Origin of the sequence: Anaerocolumna sp. MB42-C2 (genome assembly GCF_030913705.1) — a bacterium.
Lineage (GTDB): Bacteria > Bacillota > Clostridia > Lachnospirales > Lachnospiraceae > Anaerocolumna.
The window spans coordinates 4,232,039-4,249,101 of sequence record NZ_CP133190.1; the positions used below are offsets into that span (position 1 = coordinate 4,232,039).

The following is a 17,063-nucleotide window of genomic DNA, read 5'->3' on the forward strand; positions in this document are numbered from 1 at the left end:
CCGAAAAGATGATTACTGGGATTTACGGTTTATAGTATGAGTAAAGTGAATAATACACATTATGTGTTAACAATTTATTCACTTTTGAAAAGAGGAATTATTATCGAAAAAAAAGCAGCGATTAGACGTCAGATAGACGATTCTTTAACATATACAAATATAATTATATTGACAGTAATATCAATCTTTTTGCCATATATATTTGCAGGTATCATATTGGTTGGATTAGGGATATATCTTGTGATAAATAAGCAAACCCGTAAGATTATATTTGCTCAAAAGTATTCCAAATACATATTTTGGTTTTTTGTTTTTTATCTAATAGAAGCACTGTTGTATGGCAACTGGTTTGGTGTTGGTGCTGGATTTGGGTTGATTCTTGCTGTGTTTATCGGATTGTTTCAGCGAAGTTTTATGACCAGAGAATTGTATGAAAGAGTATTAACACTTGTTTGTCTTTTAAGTGTAACAAGTTCAAGCTGTGCGATCAGCCAAAAATATGTGATATCCCTTCTGGATGATTTTTACAGTTATAATCGCATATCGGCAATGTTTTTACATCCCAATTATTTCGGCACTATTACTGCAACTGTTATCATAGTCTGTGCGTACAAAATATTTACGAATCAAGGGCCAAAATGGCTATATTATATTATAGGAATTTTAAATGTCGTAAGCATTTATTTATGTGAAAGCATGTTTGCATGGATTGAGGTATTTGTAGGTATTTCAGTGTTACTTATTGTACTTAAGAAGTGGCGTATATTTTGGGTCTGGGTTTTTGCGGCAATCCTTGCAGTTTTTATCATATTTGCTCTAAATATCGATCTGATACCAAGACTTTCCGATGCAGGAGAAACCATAAGACTTCGACTTAAGATATGGAACTTTGTTGTGGAGGAAATTAAAAAAAGTCCATTATTAGGCCATGGCTCCATGTCCTGTGCTTTTCTGAGTTCTAAAAGTGACAATTTAATACCCCACAGCCATAGTATTTATCTGGATTCCTTACTTAACTATGGGATAATCGGAGCTATCATAATGCTGGTATGCTTCGCTAAATACTTATATTCTGTATTATCCATCTGCTTTAAAGAGAAACAGACTACGGTTACGTCTCTTATATTGGCAATAAGTGCGGCAGCTTTAGTTCATGGTATTACAGATTTAACCTTATTTTGGCTTCAGACATTACCGCTTTTTATATTTATATTATCGGGGATTGGTACATTTGAAAATCGTGAGGAAAAACGATTATTTAATCTTCTTATAAGACAACGGTATGCGGAATAAAATTTTTTTATAACTCACATATACTAAATAGGAATATACGATCGGAGAAAACATATGCCATTAGCTAAGATTGTTTTAGACCAAATACTGATTATGTTTATCTTAATATTAATAGGATATATCTGTTACAGATTTAAAGTAATTGATCAGGGGCTGAATAAAAAACTGTCCGATTTATTACTGTTATTGGTATCACCCCTGTTAATATTTAATTCCTATCAAAGAGAATTTAGTAAAGATTTGCTGGCCGGTTTGTTAATATCATTAGGATTAGCTATTTTTACACACTTATTCGGTATCTTAACAGCTTATGTCTTTTTAAGAAATAAAACAAATTCTGATGTTGTAATTGAAAGATTCTCTACAATATACTCAAACAGCGGATTTTTTGGTATACCCATAATAAATGGAATTTATGGAAGTGAAGGGGTCTTTTATATCACAGCATATATAACCATATTTAATCTGTTTGTATGGACCCAAGGCCTTATCATGATGAACGGAGTTCAGGATAAAAAAACAATGGTAAAAACGTTGGTTTCACCCACCTTGATTTCTATTATACTGGGATTCTTATTTTTTATTACACAGATACATCTTCCGAAAATAATGTTCAATTCCCTGCAGTATGTGGCAGATATGAATACTCCGTTAGCTATGATTATTGCAGGAGTGACCATTGCGCAGACAAATATACTGAAAATTTTCTTAAAGTTTCGAATTTATTTTGTGGTATTTTTAAAGCTGATTTTTATTCCCGTAATATTGTTACTGATTTACAGCAGATTACCTATAGCGATTCCGGTATTAGCAGCGGCAGTACTTGGAGCAGCTTGTCCAACCGGTGCAACCGGTACGCTGTTCGCAATACGCTATGAAAAAAATGCCCTCTATTCCTCTGAAATATTTGCTATGACTACCTTAATATCATTGATTACCATACCGATTATTATGGGGCTTATGGATTATTTAAGGTAATTATTTTTATAATTTGTGATAATGTAAAAGGCAGATAAATAACATAAAAAAGCAAGGAACGAAGTTGCTGTAGACTACTAAGTCAGTTAATTTACCGATGCAGGTAAATTAGCGACTTAATAGTCTACAGTATTTTTTTGGTCCCTTACTTTTTTTTGGTCCCTTACTTTTTAATGATTATATGCAATTATTACGGTATGCAAAAAAAGAAAGCCCACTATAGTGAACTTTCTCTTTTGATAATATCTTTATAACCCGAAGGTTATTATTTAAAATTATTTGTAATTAGTCCTGAGCTAATTTAGCTAACTTAGCATATTTATCTTTCGCATTCTTTTCAGCCTTAGCAAATAGTTCAGCTGCTCTTTCCGGATTGGAACGTGCAAGGGAGCTGTAACGAACTTCGCTTGTTAAGAATTCCTGATAATCAGCAGTAGGCGCTTTGGAGTCTAACTGGAATGGATTCTTGCCTTGCTCTTCCAGACGAGGATCGAAGCGGAATAAATGCCAGTATCCAGCCTGTACAGCACGTTTTTCTTCATTCTGAGCACCTTTCATACCACCTTTAATACCATGATTGATACATGGAGCATAAGCGATGATAATGGATGGTCCGTGATAGCTTTCAGCTTCTACAAATGCTTTAACACATTGATTATAGTCAGCACCCTGTGCGATTTGAGCAACATATACATAACCATAGCTCATAGCGATTGCTGCAAGGTCTTTCTTCTTAACTTCTTTACCAGCTGCTGCGAACTGAGCAATAGCACCGGTAGGAGTAGATTTAGAAGACTGTCCGCCTGTATTGGAATAAACTTCAGTATCGAATACTAAAATGTTAACATCTTCACCGCTTGCGATTACATGGTCTAAACCACCGAAGCCGATATCATAAGCCCAGCCGTCACCACCGAAGATCCATTGGGATTTCTTGGATAAGAAATCTTTATTAGCTAAGATGTTTGCTCTATCTTCATTATCACAGCCGCAAGCTTCTAATGTTTCAACTAATTCTTTAGCAGCAGGAGCATTTAATGTGCTGGAATCTTTTGTTGCTAAGTATTGTTCACAAGCTGCTTTTACATCTGCATTATCAACTACGGAGGTAAGAGCTTCAACGGAGGAAATTAAACGTCCTCTTAAAGCTTTCTGAGCAAGTGCCATACCATAACCATATTCGGCGTTATCTTCAAATAAAGAGTTAGCCCATGCAGGACCATGTCCGTCTTTGTTTACTGTATATGGTGTGGAAGGTGCGGAACCACCCCAGATAGAAGAACAACCTGTAGCATTAGCAATGTACATTCTGTCACCGAATAACTGTGTAGCAAGTTTCGCATATGGAGTTTCGCCACAACCTGCACAAGCACCGGAGAACTCAAGTAAAGGTTTCTTGAACTGACTTCCCTTTACCGTTGTTTCTTTGAATTTTTCTACAACTGCATCCGGATATCCGATTTCAACACCGTAATCAAATAATTTCTGTGCTTCTAATTGAGTTTCCAAGTTCTGCATTACTAATGCTTTCTCACCCTTCTTACCTGGGCATACATTAGCACAGGAACCGCAGCCTGTACAGTCAAGAACGGAAACAGACATAGCAAATTTATAACCCGGCATACCGTTTAAGTCCATGCTTAAAGAACCTGCAGGTGCATTAGCTGCCTGTTCTTCTGTCATAGCCACAGGACGGATAACAGCGTGAGGACAGACATAAGAACAGAAGTTACATTGAATACAGTTATCCGGATTCCAAGTAGGAACATCAACTGCAATACCACGTTTTTCAAATGCGGAAGAACCGTTAGGTGCTGTACCGTCAACATAATCAACAAATGCAGAAACAGGAAGATTGTTGCCGTCTTGTCCGTTTACTCTATTTTGAATCTTGTTAACATAATCTACGATATCACCTCTGTTACCGGATACTTTTACAGCTAAATCTTCATCAGCTGCATCAGCCCAGGAAGCAGGAACTTTAACTTCTTTAACATCTGTAATACCGCGGTCAATTGCATCATGGTTCATCTTAACAATTGCATCACCTTTTTTACTATAGGATCTTGTTGCGGCATCTTTCATATAATTAACAGCATCTTCAACAGGAATGATGTTTGCTAATTTAAAGAAGGCAGCTTGAAGAACTGTATTAATACGTCCGCCAAGACCGATTTCTTTACCAATGCTGATACCATCTATTGTATAGAATTTAATATTGTGTTTTGCGATATATCTCTTAACCTGTCCAGGTAAGTGATGTTCAATTTCTTCCATTGTCCAACCGCAGTTAAGTAAGAAAGATCCGCCGTCTTTTAAATCCTGAACCATATTGTATTTTCTTACATAGGAAGGATTGTGGCAAGCTACAAAGTTAGCTTTACTGATTAAGTAAGTAGCTTTGATAGGATCTTTACCGAAACGTAAATGGGAGATAGTAACACCACCGGATTTTTTTGAGTCATAATCAAAATATGCCTGTGCATACATATCTGTATGGTCACCGATAATTTTGATAGAGTTTTTGTTAGCACCAACAGTACCGTCAGCACCAAGTCCCCAGAATTTGCAGCTGATTGTGCTTTCAGGAGTTGTATTAGGATTATCTTTAATTTCAAGGGATAAGTTAGTTACATCATCTACGATACCTATTGTGAAATTCTTCTTTTCAGTATTATTAAATACAGAAATTACCTGGGCAGGAGTAGTGTCTTTGGAACCTAAACCGTAACGTCCTGTGAATACTGGAACTTTATCGAATTTAGTATCTTTTAATGCAGCTACAACGTCAAGATATAAAGGTTCACCAAGAGCACCTGGTTCTTTTGTTCTGTCTAATACGCTGATTTGTTTTACACTATCAGGAATTACATCTAATAAGTGTTTTACAGAGAAAGGCCTGTAAAGTCTTACTTTAATAACGCCGACTTTAGCGCCGGAAGCTAATAAATAATCAATCGTCTCGTCAATTGTATCACAAACGGAACCCATTGCTATAATTACATGTTCAGCATCAGCAGCTCCGTAATAGTTGAATAATTTATAATCGGTGCCGATTTTAGCATTGATTTTATTCATGTATTCTTCAACAATGCCCGGTACTGCATTATAATATGTATTGCTTGCTTCTCTTGCCTGGAAGAAGATATCAGGATTCTGTGCTGTACCGCGGGTTACAGGATGTTGCGGATTTAAAGCACGATTGCGGAATGCTTTAACCGCATCCATATCGGTAAGTTCTTTTAAATCATCATAATCCCAGGTTTCAATTTTCTGAATTTCATGAGAAGTTCTGAAACCATCGAAGAAATGCAGGAACGGAACACGTCCTTTAATTGTGGAAAGGTGAGCTACTGCACCTAAATCCATAACTTCCTGAACATTGCTGGAACAAAGTAATGCAAAACCTGTCTGGCGGCATGCATATACGTCTGAATGATCACCAAAGATTGATAAAGCGTGGCTTGCTAAAGCACGAGCAGATACGTCGATAACGCATGGTAATAATTCACCAGCGATTTTATACATATTAGGAATCATTAGCAATAAACCTTGTGAAGCTGTAAAGGTAGTTGTTAATGCACCGGCTGCCAAGGAACCGTGAACAGTACCAGCTGCACCAGCCTCTGATTGCATTTCTGTAACCTGTACTTCGTGTCCGAAGATGTTTTTTCTACCTTGGGTTGACCAAGCATCGGTAACTTCAGCCATTACTGAAGATGGTGTAATAGGATAGATTGCCGCAACATCGGTAAAAGCATAAGAGACGTGAGCCGCAGCATTATTTCCATCCATGGTTTTCATTTTTCTAGCCATATTATATTATCCTCCTTATGAATGCAGCAATCAGGGTTACTAAGTACTGCTTTGCGTAGATTTCACTTAATTCGGCGCACACTATTTGAGCTGAATCTTAAGTAAAATTTACGCAAAACAGTACTAGCGTTAAGGACAGCACGAAAAAGGCCACCTCATAGCGCCCTGATTACTATGAATTATGTATTTAGAAAAATACCTATACTAGAGAATATCACTATTCGACACAAGTGTAAAGGGTTTATTGGTACATATTCAAAAATTTAATAAAAAAAATAAAAAATGCCAAATTTTTTATAAAATGGATTATAAGATTCTAGTTTTTATGGAATAATTTCATAGGCGACAAGATAAGATATAGAATAGCCACAAGACACGATATTAATTATATAAAAAATGATGCAAAACTATTAGGAACTATTAGGAAATAAAGCCTTAATATGTTGACAAGGAACAAGTGATACGTTATAATACTTTGAATGTATCGTAATATTGATTAAAACGGAGGAAGGGTGTTTAAATATGGCAGATAAAAAGAACATATTGACCTATGAGGGATTAAGACTTTTAGAGGAAGAAATTCAGGATTTAAAAGTAAACAGACGAAAAGAAGTTGCTCAAAAAATAAAAGAAGCCAGAGAACAGGGCGATTTATCGGAAAATGCCGAATACGATGCTGCAAAAGACGAACAAAGAGAGATAGAAGCCAGAATTGAAGAGATAGATAAAATCCTTAAAAATGCAGAGGTTGTAGTAGAAGATGAGGTTGAAGTTGATGTCATTAACATTGGCTGCAAAGTTAGAATACTTGATTTAGAGTATAATGATGAGATGGAATATAAAATCGTAGGTTCTACGGAAGCAAATAGTCTTAAAGGGAAGATCTCCAACGAATCACCGGTCGGAAAAGCATTGATTGGTGCACGTATTGGGGATATTGTTAATGTTGAGACTCATTCCGGTATGCTTCAGTATAAAATACTGGAAATACAGAAATCTAATTAAGAAACGAATGTTATAAAAGAAAGGAAGAACGATTGTGGCTGAGGAAAAGATTCAAGCAGAACAGGATTTGAACGAACTTTTAAAAGTTAAGAGAGCAAAATTAACCGAATTAAAAGAAAATGCGAAAGACCCATTTCAAATCATGAAATTTGATGTAACACATCATTCTGCAGATGTAAGTGCAGATTTTGATAATTTAGAGGGAAAAACCATATCCATCGCCGGACGTATTATGTCAAAAAGAGTGATGGGCAAGGCTTCTTTCTGTAATATACAAGATGTGAAAGGCGGTATTCAATCCTACGTTAAAAAAGATGTAGTTGGAGAGGATGTTTATGCTGACTTTAAGAAATTTGATATTGGTGATATCGTAGGTATTACCGGTGAGGTATTTAAGACCCACACGGAAGAAGTTTCGGTTAAAGCAAGTCAGGTTGTGCTCTTGTCAAAGAGTCTGCAGGTTCTTCCTGAAAAGTTTCATGGTTTAAAAGATACGGATACCCGTTACAGACAGAGATATGTTGATTTAATAGTGAATCCGGAAGTAAAGGATACCTTTATCAAACGTTCCCACATTATCAGAGAAATTCGTAATTATCTGGATGGCAGAAGTTTTATCGAGGTAGAAACCCCTGTATTAGTTCCCAATGCAGGTGGTGCGGCCGCAAGGCCTTTTATGACCCATCATAATGCACTGGATGAAGATATACATTTAAGAATATCTCTGGAACTTTATTTAAAGAGATTAATTGTAGGCGGTCTGGAAAGAGTCTATGAAATCGGACGCGTATTCCGTAATGAAGGATTATCAGTAAGACATAATCCGGAATTTACACTTCTTGAATTATATCAGGCTTATACAGATTATTACGGGATGATGGATTTAGCGGAAGAGTTATTTAGAACAGTAGCAAGTAAAGTACTTGGAACAACAACGATTTCCTATGATGGTGTTGAAATAGATTTGGCAAAACCTTTTGCAAGAATGACGATGGTGGATGCAGTTAAGAAATTTGCCGGTATTGATTTTAATGATGTTAAGACGGAAGAAGAAGCAAAAGCTCTTGCTGATAAACATCACATCAAATATGAAGACAGGCATAAAAAAGGCGACATTATTAATTTATTCTTTGAAGAGTTTGTGGAAGAGAATTTAGTTCAGCCTACTTTTATTATGGATCATCCGGTTGAAATTTCTCCTTTGGCTAAAAGAAAGCCAAGTGACCCTAACTTTACGGAACGTTTTGAATTATTTATTACGAAGCGGGAAATGGCTAATGCTTTCTCCGAATTAAACGATCCTATTGATCAAAGAGGCCGTTTTGAAGCACAGGAAGCACTTCGTGCGGCAGGTGATGATGAAGCAAATTCCATGGATGAAGATTTCTTAAATGCCCTGGAATACGGTATGCCTCCGACAGGTGGTATCGGTATCGGTATTGACCGTTTGGTAATGTTGTTAACCGATTCTTCAGCTATAAGGGATGTATTATTGTTCCCGACGATGAAGAGCTTGGATAAATGAAGCTAGGAAAATTAACGGGTTGTGAAATTAGGTGGTAAGATTTACGATCATTTTACTACCAATATAAGAGAACACGTTCAAATAGAATCTCTGAAAATTGAGATTCTATTTTTTTTTATCACATACGTGAAGAATGATAGAAAATAACCTATCCCTTGGGCAAATGGGAATAGAGTAAATTAATGGAAGTTTAAATGTATTCTATTTCTACTAAATTTTAGCATTATTTATTGATAAGAAAGAAAGCACGTGCTATAATAAGAATATAATAAAACGAAAGGAGAGGATTTGTTATGAAAAATACTATATTAAGTGAGGTATTTGGCATTTAACTTAATATGGGGATGCATTAAAAGAGATAGCCATAAATGGCTTTATTTTTGATGCTATCATAACTAATCTTCTTGTGAATATGGTAAAAGTATGGTCACATCTGGTTGGTGTGGCTATTTTTATACCCTGAATTAGGTTAAATGCCATGTTAGTAAAATTGTTTGAGAAAATAAAAGGATAATTATAATGGAGAAATTGCGTAAGATGGTAGAAATGATGAACATGATTATATAGACGTTGATAAATATACGAAAATGTGTAAGTTTAATAATTGTATCAGATGTATAATTTGACAGGACCATGTATTTATTTTAAATGTTGTGAGGGGCTAGTAAAGGTAATTATCAACTAAACACCCATATTTGTATTTCTTATTGAATTATTAAATGCGGGTAACATGATAAGGAGAAAGAATGAAAAAAATTGGTGAAATAAACTTTGACAAAGTAGTTTTAGATTGTAAAAATCCTGTAATACTTTCTGATTTTTATGTTAACTTGCTGGGCTGGCATAAAGGTTATGAAACTGATGATTTTATTATCATATACTCAGAAAAGTGCAACGTAAACATTGGTTTTCAAAGAAATGAAATGTATGTTGCTCCAGTATGGCCCGAAGAGGTTAACAAGCAACAGCAAATGCTGCACCTTGATTTTAGTATGGAGAAAGCAAAGCTTCAGGAATGGATTAATTACGCTTTAGAACTTGGAGCAAGAAAAGCAGATATACAATACGGAGATTGGGCTGTAATGCTCGACCCAGAGGGACATCCGTTTTGCTTTGATGTAGTGTAAGTGCAGTCATGCCGATGCAGAAATTACAATAGACATTTATGCAGAAGCAACAAAGGACTTGAAGAAAGCTGAACTTATCAACTTTGGGGATTATTTTGACGCACAGAAGAAAAAAGAAGACTGGTACAAATTAGCTTACGACCATCTTACGACAAATTTACGACTATTTATAAAGACTGGCATAGAACGATGATGTAAGAAGACGTATTTATCGCAAGGGAATAAGGTATCAGGAATTTGCAGGAGAATTGGAAAATGTATTACTCCCAGTTTACCAATCTGCAAAAAATTGTGGATTTTCAAACTGGATTTATGAAGCAAGGGGTTAAATATGAAAGAATATAATAAGTCAGTCAGAGATTAAATACCAGAAATTATAGAGGAAGATGGAAAGAAAGCGATAACGCATGTTCTTTCTAAAGAAGAATAAATAGGTAATTGCGAAACTACATATTCAAAAAAACTATTTAGTTTCGTAATTGCCTAAAGAAGAACAAAAATAGGGAGGAGTTATATATTTTGGTAAATAGAATTGCTATAGTTGGAGGCAATGGAAGTGGAAAGACAACTATGGGGGCTGCGCTTTCTAAAGCATTGGATTACAAACATATGGATATAGAGGACTATTATTTCGAGGACACAGAAATTCCGTATTCACGCCCCCGTACACGTAAAGAAGTATTGCAATTAATGGAGCAGGATGCTTTTGAACATTCGAATTTTATTATATCGGCAGTAAATGCCGACCTGGGTGATCAAATTAATTCACTATATGAGTGCGTAATCTATCTTAAGGTACCTCTTGAAATTCGTCTTAAGCGTGTAAAAGAAAGGTCTTATGATAAGTTTGGAGACAGAGTTCTTACGGGTGGTGATCTATATGAACAGGAGCAGGAATTTTTTGATTCAATCGTAACGAAAACCTTGGAAAAAACGGATGACTGGGTAAAATGTATACCCTGTCCCATTATTTACGCTGATGGGACAAAGCCGATTGATGAAACAGTAGGATTACTTTTGTCTAAAATGGCAGAGTTATAACAGGGAGGGGATGTAATGGCACGAACAGAAAAAGTTGAGTTAACAGTATTATGCTTGATACACAGGGATAATAAGTATTTATTACAAGATAGAGTCAAAGAAGACTGGAAAGGATATACTTTGCCTGGTGGACATGTTGAAAAAGGAGAATCCATTGTAGATGCTGTAATTCGAGAAATGAAAGAGGAAACAGGGTTAACAGTGTTTCATCCGAAATTGTGTGGAGTAAAACAATTCCCCATAGAAGATGGCAGATATATTGTCTTCCTATTTACTTCGGATAATTTTGAGGGAGAAGTTGTTTCTTCAGATGAAGGGAGTATGCATTGGGTAAATAAAGAGGAATTGTATAAAGAGGATCTGGTAAGCGATTTTACAGAATTACTTCAGGTTATGTTGGATGAAAAACTTACAGAATTTCAGTATGTAGTCACAGATGACAACTGGAAAGTTGTATTAAAATAAAGGAATAAAGTTGATCCGAAACAATTTGGAAAGGTTATAAAGATGAGGATTAGAAGATGGAGTTTGTAAAAAAGGAACCGATTAATAAAGGGTGGTCATGTGATAAAAAGTTTTGTGTAACTACTGCAGATGGCGAAAAATATCTTCTTAGAATTACACCGAAAGAAAAAAGTGGTAACCGGGCAGATATGATTCGTATGCAGCAGGTGGTAGCTTCTCTTGGTATTCCTATGTGTAAGCCAGTAGAGTTTGGAGAATTTGAGGAAGGCATATATACCATTCAGACATGGATAGATGGAGAGGATGCAGAGAAAATCATACCCGAGTTATCTGATTCGGAACAGTATGCCTATGGTTTAGAAGCTGGTAAAATTTTAAAAAGAATTCACGAGGTTCCGGCTCCAGATACACAACCAGATTGGGAGTCCCGATTTAATGAGAAAATGAATCGTAAAATCAAACTGTATGAGGAGTGTCTGATTAAGTTTGATGGAGCTGAAGATATTATTTCCTACATAGATGCAAATCGCCAGCTATTAAAGAATAGACCACAATCCTTTCAGCACGGCGATTATCATATCGGCAATATGATGATTGAAAATGGCAAGCTTGTAATTATAGATTTTGACCGGTATGATTTTGGTGATCACTGGGAAGAATTTAATCGCATTGTCTGGTGTGCCAAGGCAGCACCCATCTTTGCCAGCGGTATGGTAAATGGATATTTTGATAATAAAGTGCCGATAAAGTTTTGGAAACTACTGGCTTTATATATTAGTTCCAATATGCTTTCATCAATTCCTTGGGCTATTTCATATGGAGAAAGCGAGGTACAAACTATGCTGAATCAGGCAAGGGATGTACTTGAATGGTATGATAATATGAAAAATCCTATTCCTACCTGGTACTTCAAAGGATACTATTTACAGTATGTGGATGGAATACCATACAAAATGAAGTCTTTTTATGATTTAGGCTTTATGAACCGGTATGGTACCGTGTTTAAAGTTTATGATGATCAGGATTCGGGAAATATATGCTTTGGAACAGAAAAAGAGGGACAAAAGTTTTTTGTTAAATATGCAGGGTCTCCAACAGAAGCGTATGATGGTGAGGCAGAGGATGCTGTGAAACGATTACAAGCCACATTGCCAATTTACCGCGACTTAAAACATAAGGATTTGATTGAATTTGTTGATGCAGAAGAAATTGCTGGTGGCTATGCAATGATATTTAGGTGGGTAAATGGTGATTGCATGGGGAGAATGTACCCAAAAGCACATCGCAGATTTTTTGAATTGCCAGTGGAAGCACGGCTTAAGGTTTATCATGATTTGTGTTGTTTTGTTGAACACGTGAATACACAGGGATATGTTGCGTTAGATTTTTATGACGGAAGTATTCTGTATGATTTTGAAAATGAAAGAACCACAATTTGTGATATTGATTTATTCCGTAAAAAACCTTGTATCAATGATATGGGGCGTATGTGGGGAAGCTCAAAGTTTATGTCACCCGAAGAATATCGACTTGAAGCAGAGATTGATGAAATAACGAATGTGTATACACTGGGTGCATTTGCATTTGCTTTGTTTGGAAATTATGAAAGGTCTTATGATAAATGGTCTTTGAATAGTGAATTGTACAGTGTTGCAACAAAAGCAACATCAAGTGACAGAGATAAAAGGCATCAATCGATCAAGCAATTAATTAAGGAATGGAATGATGCTATGTAAAGAGGAATTTACAGGTTAGCTATGGTACCGCAACGTGTTTTTTATGATTATTTTAAACGAATGAATATAATTGAACATTATATAAGTAGCATGAAAGGCCGTTTGTCGAATGACATTCGGTCTTTTTTTACGCATAAAACAATAATGGAGGAAAACCAGGGGTGTGAACAATGATATTTACAGTATCAGTTTCAAAAATGGTATAAAAGTTTCTAATTATATTTTGAAAATAGCAAATGATAGAATAAAATTGAGACATGTTAGTCTTCCTCATAATAGAAGTAAGGAGAGGTGTTATTTACTGATATATACTAGTGTATGGCATAATAAACATGATACAGGGTATTTAAAACAAATTTACTTGAGATAAGAAATAAAATGATTTATATTGAACGTAAAGGAGGTGTTTCCTTGAAATTAATGTTGCAGCATAAAAAAGAATTACAAGAAATAGAGTTAGAGATCAGATACCCGGAAATGACGAAAAAAGTATCGCAAATGATACAATTAATAAGACAATATGATTTTGTAATAGAAGGTTTTAAAGGGGATAAAGTTTATCAAATCTCTTTAGATCAGATTTACTATATTGAGTCAACGGATAGAAAGACATTTATCTATTTAGACCAGGATGTATATGAAAGTCGAAAGACGATTCAGGTAATCGAAACTATGATTGACGGTTCTACTATGGTACGAATTGGAAAATCAATATTATTAAACATTGCTATGTTAAAAAGTGTAAAACCATATCCTAATCATAGGATTATGGTTGAGTTATCAAACGGAGAGCATTTAATTGTATCAAGAAGATATATTGGAAGCTTAAAGGAAAGGATTAGGAGAGAATATGGTACATAAAATTTTAAAAGTATTTCTTCCTGCAATTTCAATGTCTTTTACCATAATAATTATATTAGCGGGAATCATAAGTTGGGTAGTAGATAAAAATCGAAATAGTTTTATTTCCTTTGTCTTTGAAGTGTTTATCTGTTTGATTATTACTTGTGTTATGGATGAATTAATTGGAAAGATAGATTTTAAATCCTATATTAGTCATTTTATAACAGTAAGTATATTGATTTACCCAATTATTTTATGTTTCGGTATTACCTTTAAATGGTTTGGATTGGGTGCTGTTAATATATTATTTTACTCTATTATCTATTTTTGCATAATGATAGGTATTCATATTTATTTTTATTATATTGAAAAGAATAATGTTGCAGAAATTAATCGTTTATTAAAAGAAGGGAAAGGTAATAATGGGTGATCCATCAAAATTTTCTAATCTAAGCTTGTTTTATATATTTCATTTAGTATTATTATCAATGATACTGGCAGAGGTATTCATATTTTTATACACATATCAGAGGGGAACAAAAACACAAAAAGTAAACAAAACAGATAAAGGTACCAAATGGATGTTAATATTTAATTTTTATATATGTATATATATTAGCTTTTATATGGTTGGACTTAATGTTTCCGATAGCATTCGCAATATGAAATTACCTGTCATATTTTCATATGTTGGAGTTACATTAATGCTAGCGGGTATAATAGTTCGTTTATGTGCAGTATTAACTTTAAAAAGAGCGTTTACCTTATCAGTGCAAACAGCAGAATCACAACATCTTATTACAACCGGTATTTATAATAAAGTAAGAAACCCTGCGTATTCGGGTAGTATTTGTAGTTTGATTGGTACAACATTAGGGTTAAGGAGTATTTATGCACTTATAGTTGTGTTTCTGCTATCTATAGGTTGCTATTCTGCAAGAATACATATTGAAGAGAAAGCATTAGTAAAACATTTTGGAAAAGAATTTTCTGATTACGAAAATCATACCTATCGTTTAATACCTTTTGTATGGTAACATTAGTTGGTAATAGTATTATATCAATAAATATTTAAATAACTAACGTCTCTATAAAGCATTCAAGCCAAAAACTTGGGTGCTCTTTTTATTGCATAGGAAAATTCTCTGAACTTACCTATGCAATAAAAAGCCCTCCGGGCAGGATGCACATGACGCACTTAAGGAAGATGTCACTGTCGTGACGGCGCGTCAGCGCTAGAGTCTGGCAAGCCAGACTCTTTTTCATCAAAATTGGAATAATAAAAATTGCATCTTGACATTCCAGTGAATGGAACCCTTAAACTGAATTTATTAAATTCACAGGAGGGATACAATTGAAACAGAATATTATGGAAATGAATTGGACGGATTTTAAAAAAATGAATAAGGAAAAAACGGTGGTATTTCTTGGGTTTGCACCAATAGAACAGCATGGAAAACACCTGCCACTGGGAGTAGATGTTTATGAAACCCAGTATTGGATGGATCAGGTGATAAAAGAGCTGGAAGGGGAGTATAAAGAGTTTACGTTTCTTACACTTCCGGTGATTCCCTATGGACATGCAGAAATGAAAGGATTTCCAGGAAATATACACTTGTCCCAAAAATTATTTTATGATCTGGTTCTTGCCACACTTCAAAATGTGATAGAATGGGGGTGCAGCAATATTATTATCATTTCAGGACATGCAGATCCAAAGCATGCGATTGCAGTGGAGCAGGCTTGTGAAAGAATAAAAAAAGATACCGGAGTGGTCGCATATGCCCCGATGGGAGCAATTTTTTCAAAGAATATTATATCCAATTTAGAGAAACCGAACTTACAACTGCAGGATAAAATGCAGCAATATCCGAATGATTTTCATGCAGGATGGATTGAAACTTCCAATATGCTTACAATCAGGCCGGATCTGGTGTCATTCAACTACAAGGAACAGCCGGATATTGAAATCAACGGCAGAGATATGATAAATTCCGGATTTGTTTTGGATAAGACAAAAGGATACGGACACCTGGGGTTTCCGAAAGAAGCCACAAAAGAGCTTGGAGAAGCTTTAAATAACTCGGCAATTCAAAAAATAAGACATTGTGTATCAGCTTATCTGAAAAGAGAGAACTACGAACAATATGAGCACCATCAGTTGTATCATGTGCCTGTATTAAGAGTTAAGGAGGACTAGCCAATGTACAGTATCGGACAGTTTTCAGTGATGTTTAATGTGAATAAAAAAACATTGCGATATTATGATGAAATTAGTTTGTTTAAACCGGCTTTTGTAGACGAGAATAATCAATATCGTTATTATGGCGAGAATCAGATTGCAGTTATGAAGGAAATTCAACGCCTGAAAGATATTGGAATGCCATTGGAACAGATTAGCATAGCACTGAATAATCAGGATAATACAAAACTTATAGAATTTTATAACGAGCGTTTACGTGAAATTGAGGAAACACAAAAAATGCTTGAAAAACAGAAACGTCTAATTCTGCACTATAAAGGAAATGAAGGTGAAAGGAATGATTTGCGGCCTTTCTTAACTGTAGAGATGGGCCATTTCATTGAAAAAGGATCTGTTTATTATAGATGTGTAAACTGCGAAATGGATGAGATTCAGAAATTCATCGGAATGTTTTATGAAAAAGCAAAAGGAATATCATTACAGGGATCACATATTTTTAAAATGAGTATGGAGGAAGATACGAACAGTGTTTCTGAAATATTTGCTTATACAGTGGAAAGAAAACATGAGCATGTCAGAGATCAGGAGAGAGAGAGGTGTCTAAAAGTAACATGTATGGAAATAAATCAGAGGGTGGATGGTTATCATACGATATTTGAGCACATGAAAAAGAATCATTTTAAGTTAAAGAATATTTATGAAAAATATAGCATGGAAGAAGGACAAATGAAGTTAGAGATAATAGCCAGTATTTTGTTGAGCAGTAATACATTAAATTCTGAGAGTAAATTTGAAAATGTGTATTAAAAATGATTAATGAAAAGCCTTCCAGGCAGGATGCGCATGACGCACTTAAGGAAGATGTCACTGTCGTGACAGCGCGTCAGCGCTAGAGTCTGGCGAGCCAGACTCTTTTTCACATAACTAAGATAAAGCAGATTCAATGAAATCACAGGCGTGAACTCAATAATAGTATTAGGAACAAATAACCTGCACATGGGTTTATATCAACTCACATAAAATACTTTACA

At 35.1% G+C, this 17,063-nt stretch carries 13 protein-coding genes and 1 pseudogene; 13 read left to right on the plus strand and 1 reads right to left on the minus strand.

Annotated features, from left to right (window positions below):
* Positions 1–36: 36 nt before the first annotated feature.
* Together RBU59_RS18965 and RBU59_RS18970 are read left to right on the plus strand one after the other, a co-directional pair.
* Positions 37–1,293 (plus strand): O-antigen ligase family protein, encoded by a 1,257-nt coding sequence (locus RBU59_RS18965; protein ID WP_308144045.1) that lies wholly within the window; start codon positions 37–39, stop codon positions 1,291–1,293.
* A gap of 54 nt (positions 1,294–1,347) precedes the next feature.
* Positions 1,348–2,271 (plus strand): AEC family transporter, encoded by a 924-nt coding sequence (locus RBU59_RS18970; RefSeq protein WP_308144046.1) that lies wholly within the window; start codon positions 1,348–1,350, stop codon positions 2,269–2,271.
* A gap of 285 nt (positions 2,272–2,556) precedes the next feature.
* Here the strand turns inward: RBU59_RS18970 and nifJ are convergent, their stop codons facing one another.
* Positions 2,557–6,087, minus strand: a complete 3,531-nt coding sequence (nifJ, locus tag RBU59_RS18975) for a pyruvate:ferredoxin (flavodoxin) oxidoreductase (protein ID WP_308144047.1) — start codon at positions 6,085–6,087, stop codon at positions 2,557–2,559.
* Positions 6,088–6,609: 522 nt separating this feature from the next.
* On the opposite strand from nifJ, the gene greA reads away from it, so the two are divergent.
* From greA to RBU59_RS19030, 11 genes and pseudogenes are all read left to right on the plus strand, one after another.
* Entirely contained in the window at positions 6,610–7,092 is a 483-nt protein-coding gene (greA, locus tag RBU59_RS18980) for a transcription elongation factor GreA (protein WP_308144048.1), read from the plus strand.
* 34 nt (positions 7,093–7,126) lie between these two features.
* Positions 7,127–8,608 (plus strand): annotated as a pseudogene (gene lysS, locus RBU59_RS18985) (lysine--tRNA ligase); the annotation flags it as partial.
* Between the two features lie 755 nt (positions 8,609–9,363).
* On the plus strand, positions 9,364–9,744 hold the full coding sequence (locus tag RBU59_RS18990) for a VOC family protein (RefSeq protein WP_308144050.1): 381 nt from the start codon (positions 9,364–9,366) through the stop codon (positions 9,742–9,744).
* A 519-nt stretch (positions 9,745–10,263) separates the two neighbouring features.
* Entirely contained in the window at positions 10,264–10,785 is a 522-nt protein-coding gene (locus RBU59_RS18995; RefSeq protein WP_308144051.1) for an AAA family ATPase, read from the plus strand.
* 15 nt (positions 10,786–10,800) lie between these two features.
* Positions 10,801–11,250 carry an 8-oxo-dGTP diphosphatase gene (locus RBU59_RS19000; protein ID WP_308144052.1) on the plus strand — a complete coding sequence of 150 codons (450 nt, stop codon included), beginning with the start codon at positions 10,801–10,803 and terminating at the stop codon, positions 11,248–11,250.
* Between the two features lie 56 nt (positions 11,251–11,306).
* Positions 11,307–12,986, plus strand: a complete 1,680-nt coding sequence (locus tag RBU59_RS19005) for an aminoglycoside phosphotransferase family protein (protein WP_308144053.1) — start codon at positions 11,307–11,309, stop codon at positions 12,984–12,986.
* A 420-nt stretch (positions 12,987–13,406) separates the two neighbouring features.
* Positions 13,407–13,847 (plus strand): LytTR family DNA-binding domain-containing protein, encoded by a 441-nt coding sequence (locus RBU59_RS19010; RefSeq protein WP_308148605.1) that lies wholly within the window; start codon positions 13,407–13,409, stop codon positions 13,845–13,847.
* Positions 13,837–14,259, plus strand: a complete 423-nt coding sequence (locus tag RBU59_RS19015; protein ID WP_308144054.1) for a hypothetical protein — start codon at positions 13,837–13,839, stop codon at positions 14,257–14,259. The genes RBU59_RS19010 and RBU59_RS19015 overlap by 11 nt, the downstream gene beginning before the upstream one ends.
* Positions 14,252–14,866: a methyltransferase family protein gene (locus RBU59_RS19020; RefSeq protein WP_308144055.1), complete on the plus strand. Its 615-nt coding sequence runs from the start codon at positions 14,252–14,254 to the stop codon at positions 14,864–14,866. The genes RBU59_RS19015 and RBU59_RS19020 overlap by 8 nt, the downstream gene beginning before the upstream one ends.
* A 317-nt stretch (positions 14,867–15,183) precedes the next feature.
* Complete coding sequence (locus tag RBU59_RS19025; RefSeq protein ID WP_308144056.1) at positions 15,184–16,029, plus strand: creatininase family protein; 846 nt, start codon at positions 15,184–15,186, stop codon at positions 16,027–16,029.
* Between the two features lie 3 nt (positions 16,030–16,032).
* Entirely contained in the window at positions 16,033–16,839 is an 807-nt protein-coding gene (locus RBU59_RS19030) for a MerR family transcriptional regulator (protein ID WP_308144057.1), read from the plus strand.
* Positions 16,840–17,063: the final 224 nt, after the last annotated feature.

Bases quoted from the DNA above. Each gene is read 5' to 3' on its own strand.
- RBU59_RS19030 (WP_308144057.1), top strand. From the start codon at position 16,033: ATGTACAGTATCGGACAGTTTTCAGTGATGTTTAATGTGAATAAAAAA.
- RBU59_RS19005 (WP_308144053.1), top strand. From the start codon at position 11,307: ATGGAGTTTGTAAAAAAGGAACCGATTAATAAAGGGTGGTCATGTGAT.
- nifJ (WP_308144047.1), bottom strand. From the start codon at position 6,087: ATGGCTAGAAAAATGAAAACCATGGATGGAAATAATGCTGCGGCTCAC.
- RBU59_RS18965 (WP_308144045.1), top strand. From the start codon at position 37: ATGAGTAAAGTGAATAATACACATTATGTGTTAACAATTTATTCACTT.
- RBU59_RS18970 (WP_308144046.1), top strand. From the start codon at position 1,348: ATGCCATTAGCTAAGATTGTTTTAGACCAAATACTGATTATGTTTATC.
- RBU59_RS19010 (WP_308148605.1), top strand. From the start codon at position 13,407: ATGTTGCAGCATAAAAAAGAATTACAAGAAATAGAGTTAGAGATCAGA.
- RBU59_RS19020 (WP_308144055.1), top strand. From the start codon at position 14,252: ATGGGTGATCCATCAAAATTTTCTAATCTAAGCTTGTTTTATATATTT.
- RBU59_RS18990 (WP_308144050.1), top strand. From the start codon at position 9,364: ATGAAAAAAATTGGTGAAATAAACTTTGACAAAGTAGTTTTAGATTGT.
- greA (WP_308144048.1), top strand. From the start codon at position 6,610: ATGGCAGATAAAAAGAACATATTGACCTATGAGGGATTAAGACTTTTA.
- RBU59_RS19000 (WP_308144052.1), top strand. From the start codon at position 10,801: ATGGCACGAACAGAAAAAGTTGAGTTAACAGTATTATGCTTGATACAC.
- RBU59_RS19015 (WP_308144054.1), top strand. From the start codon at position 13,837: ATGGTACATAAAATTTTAAAAGTATTTCTTCCTGCAATTTCAATGTCT.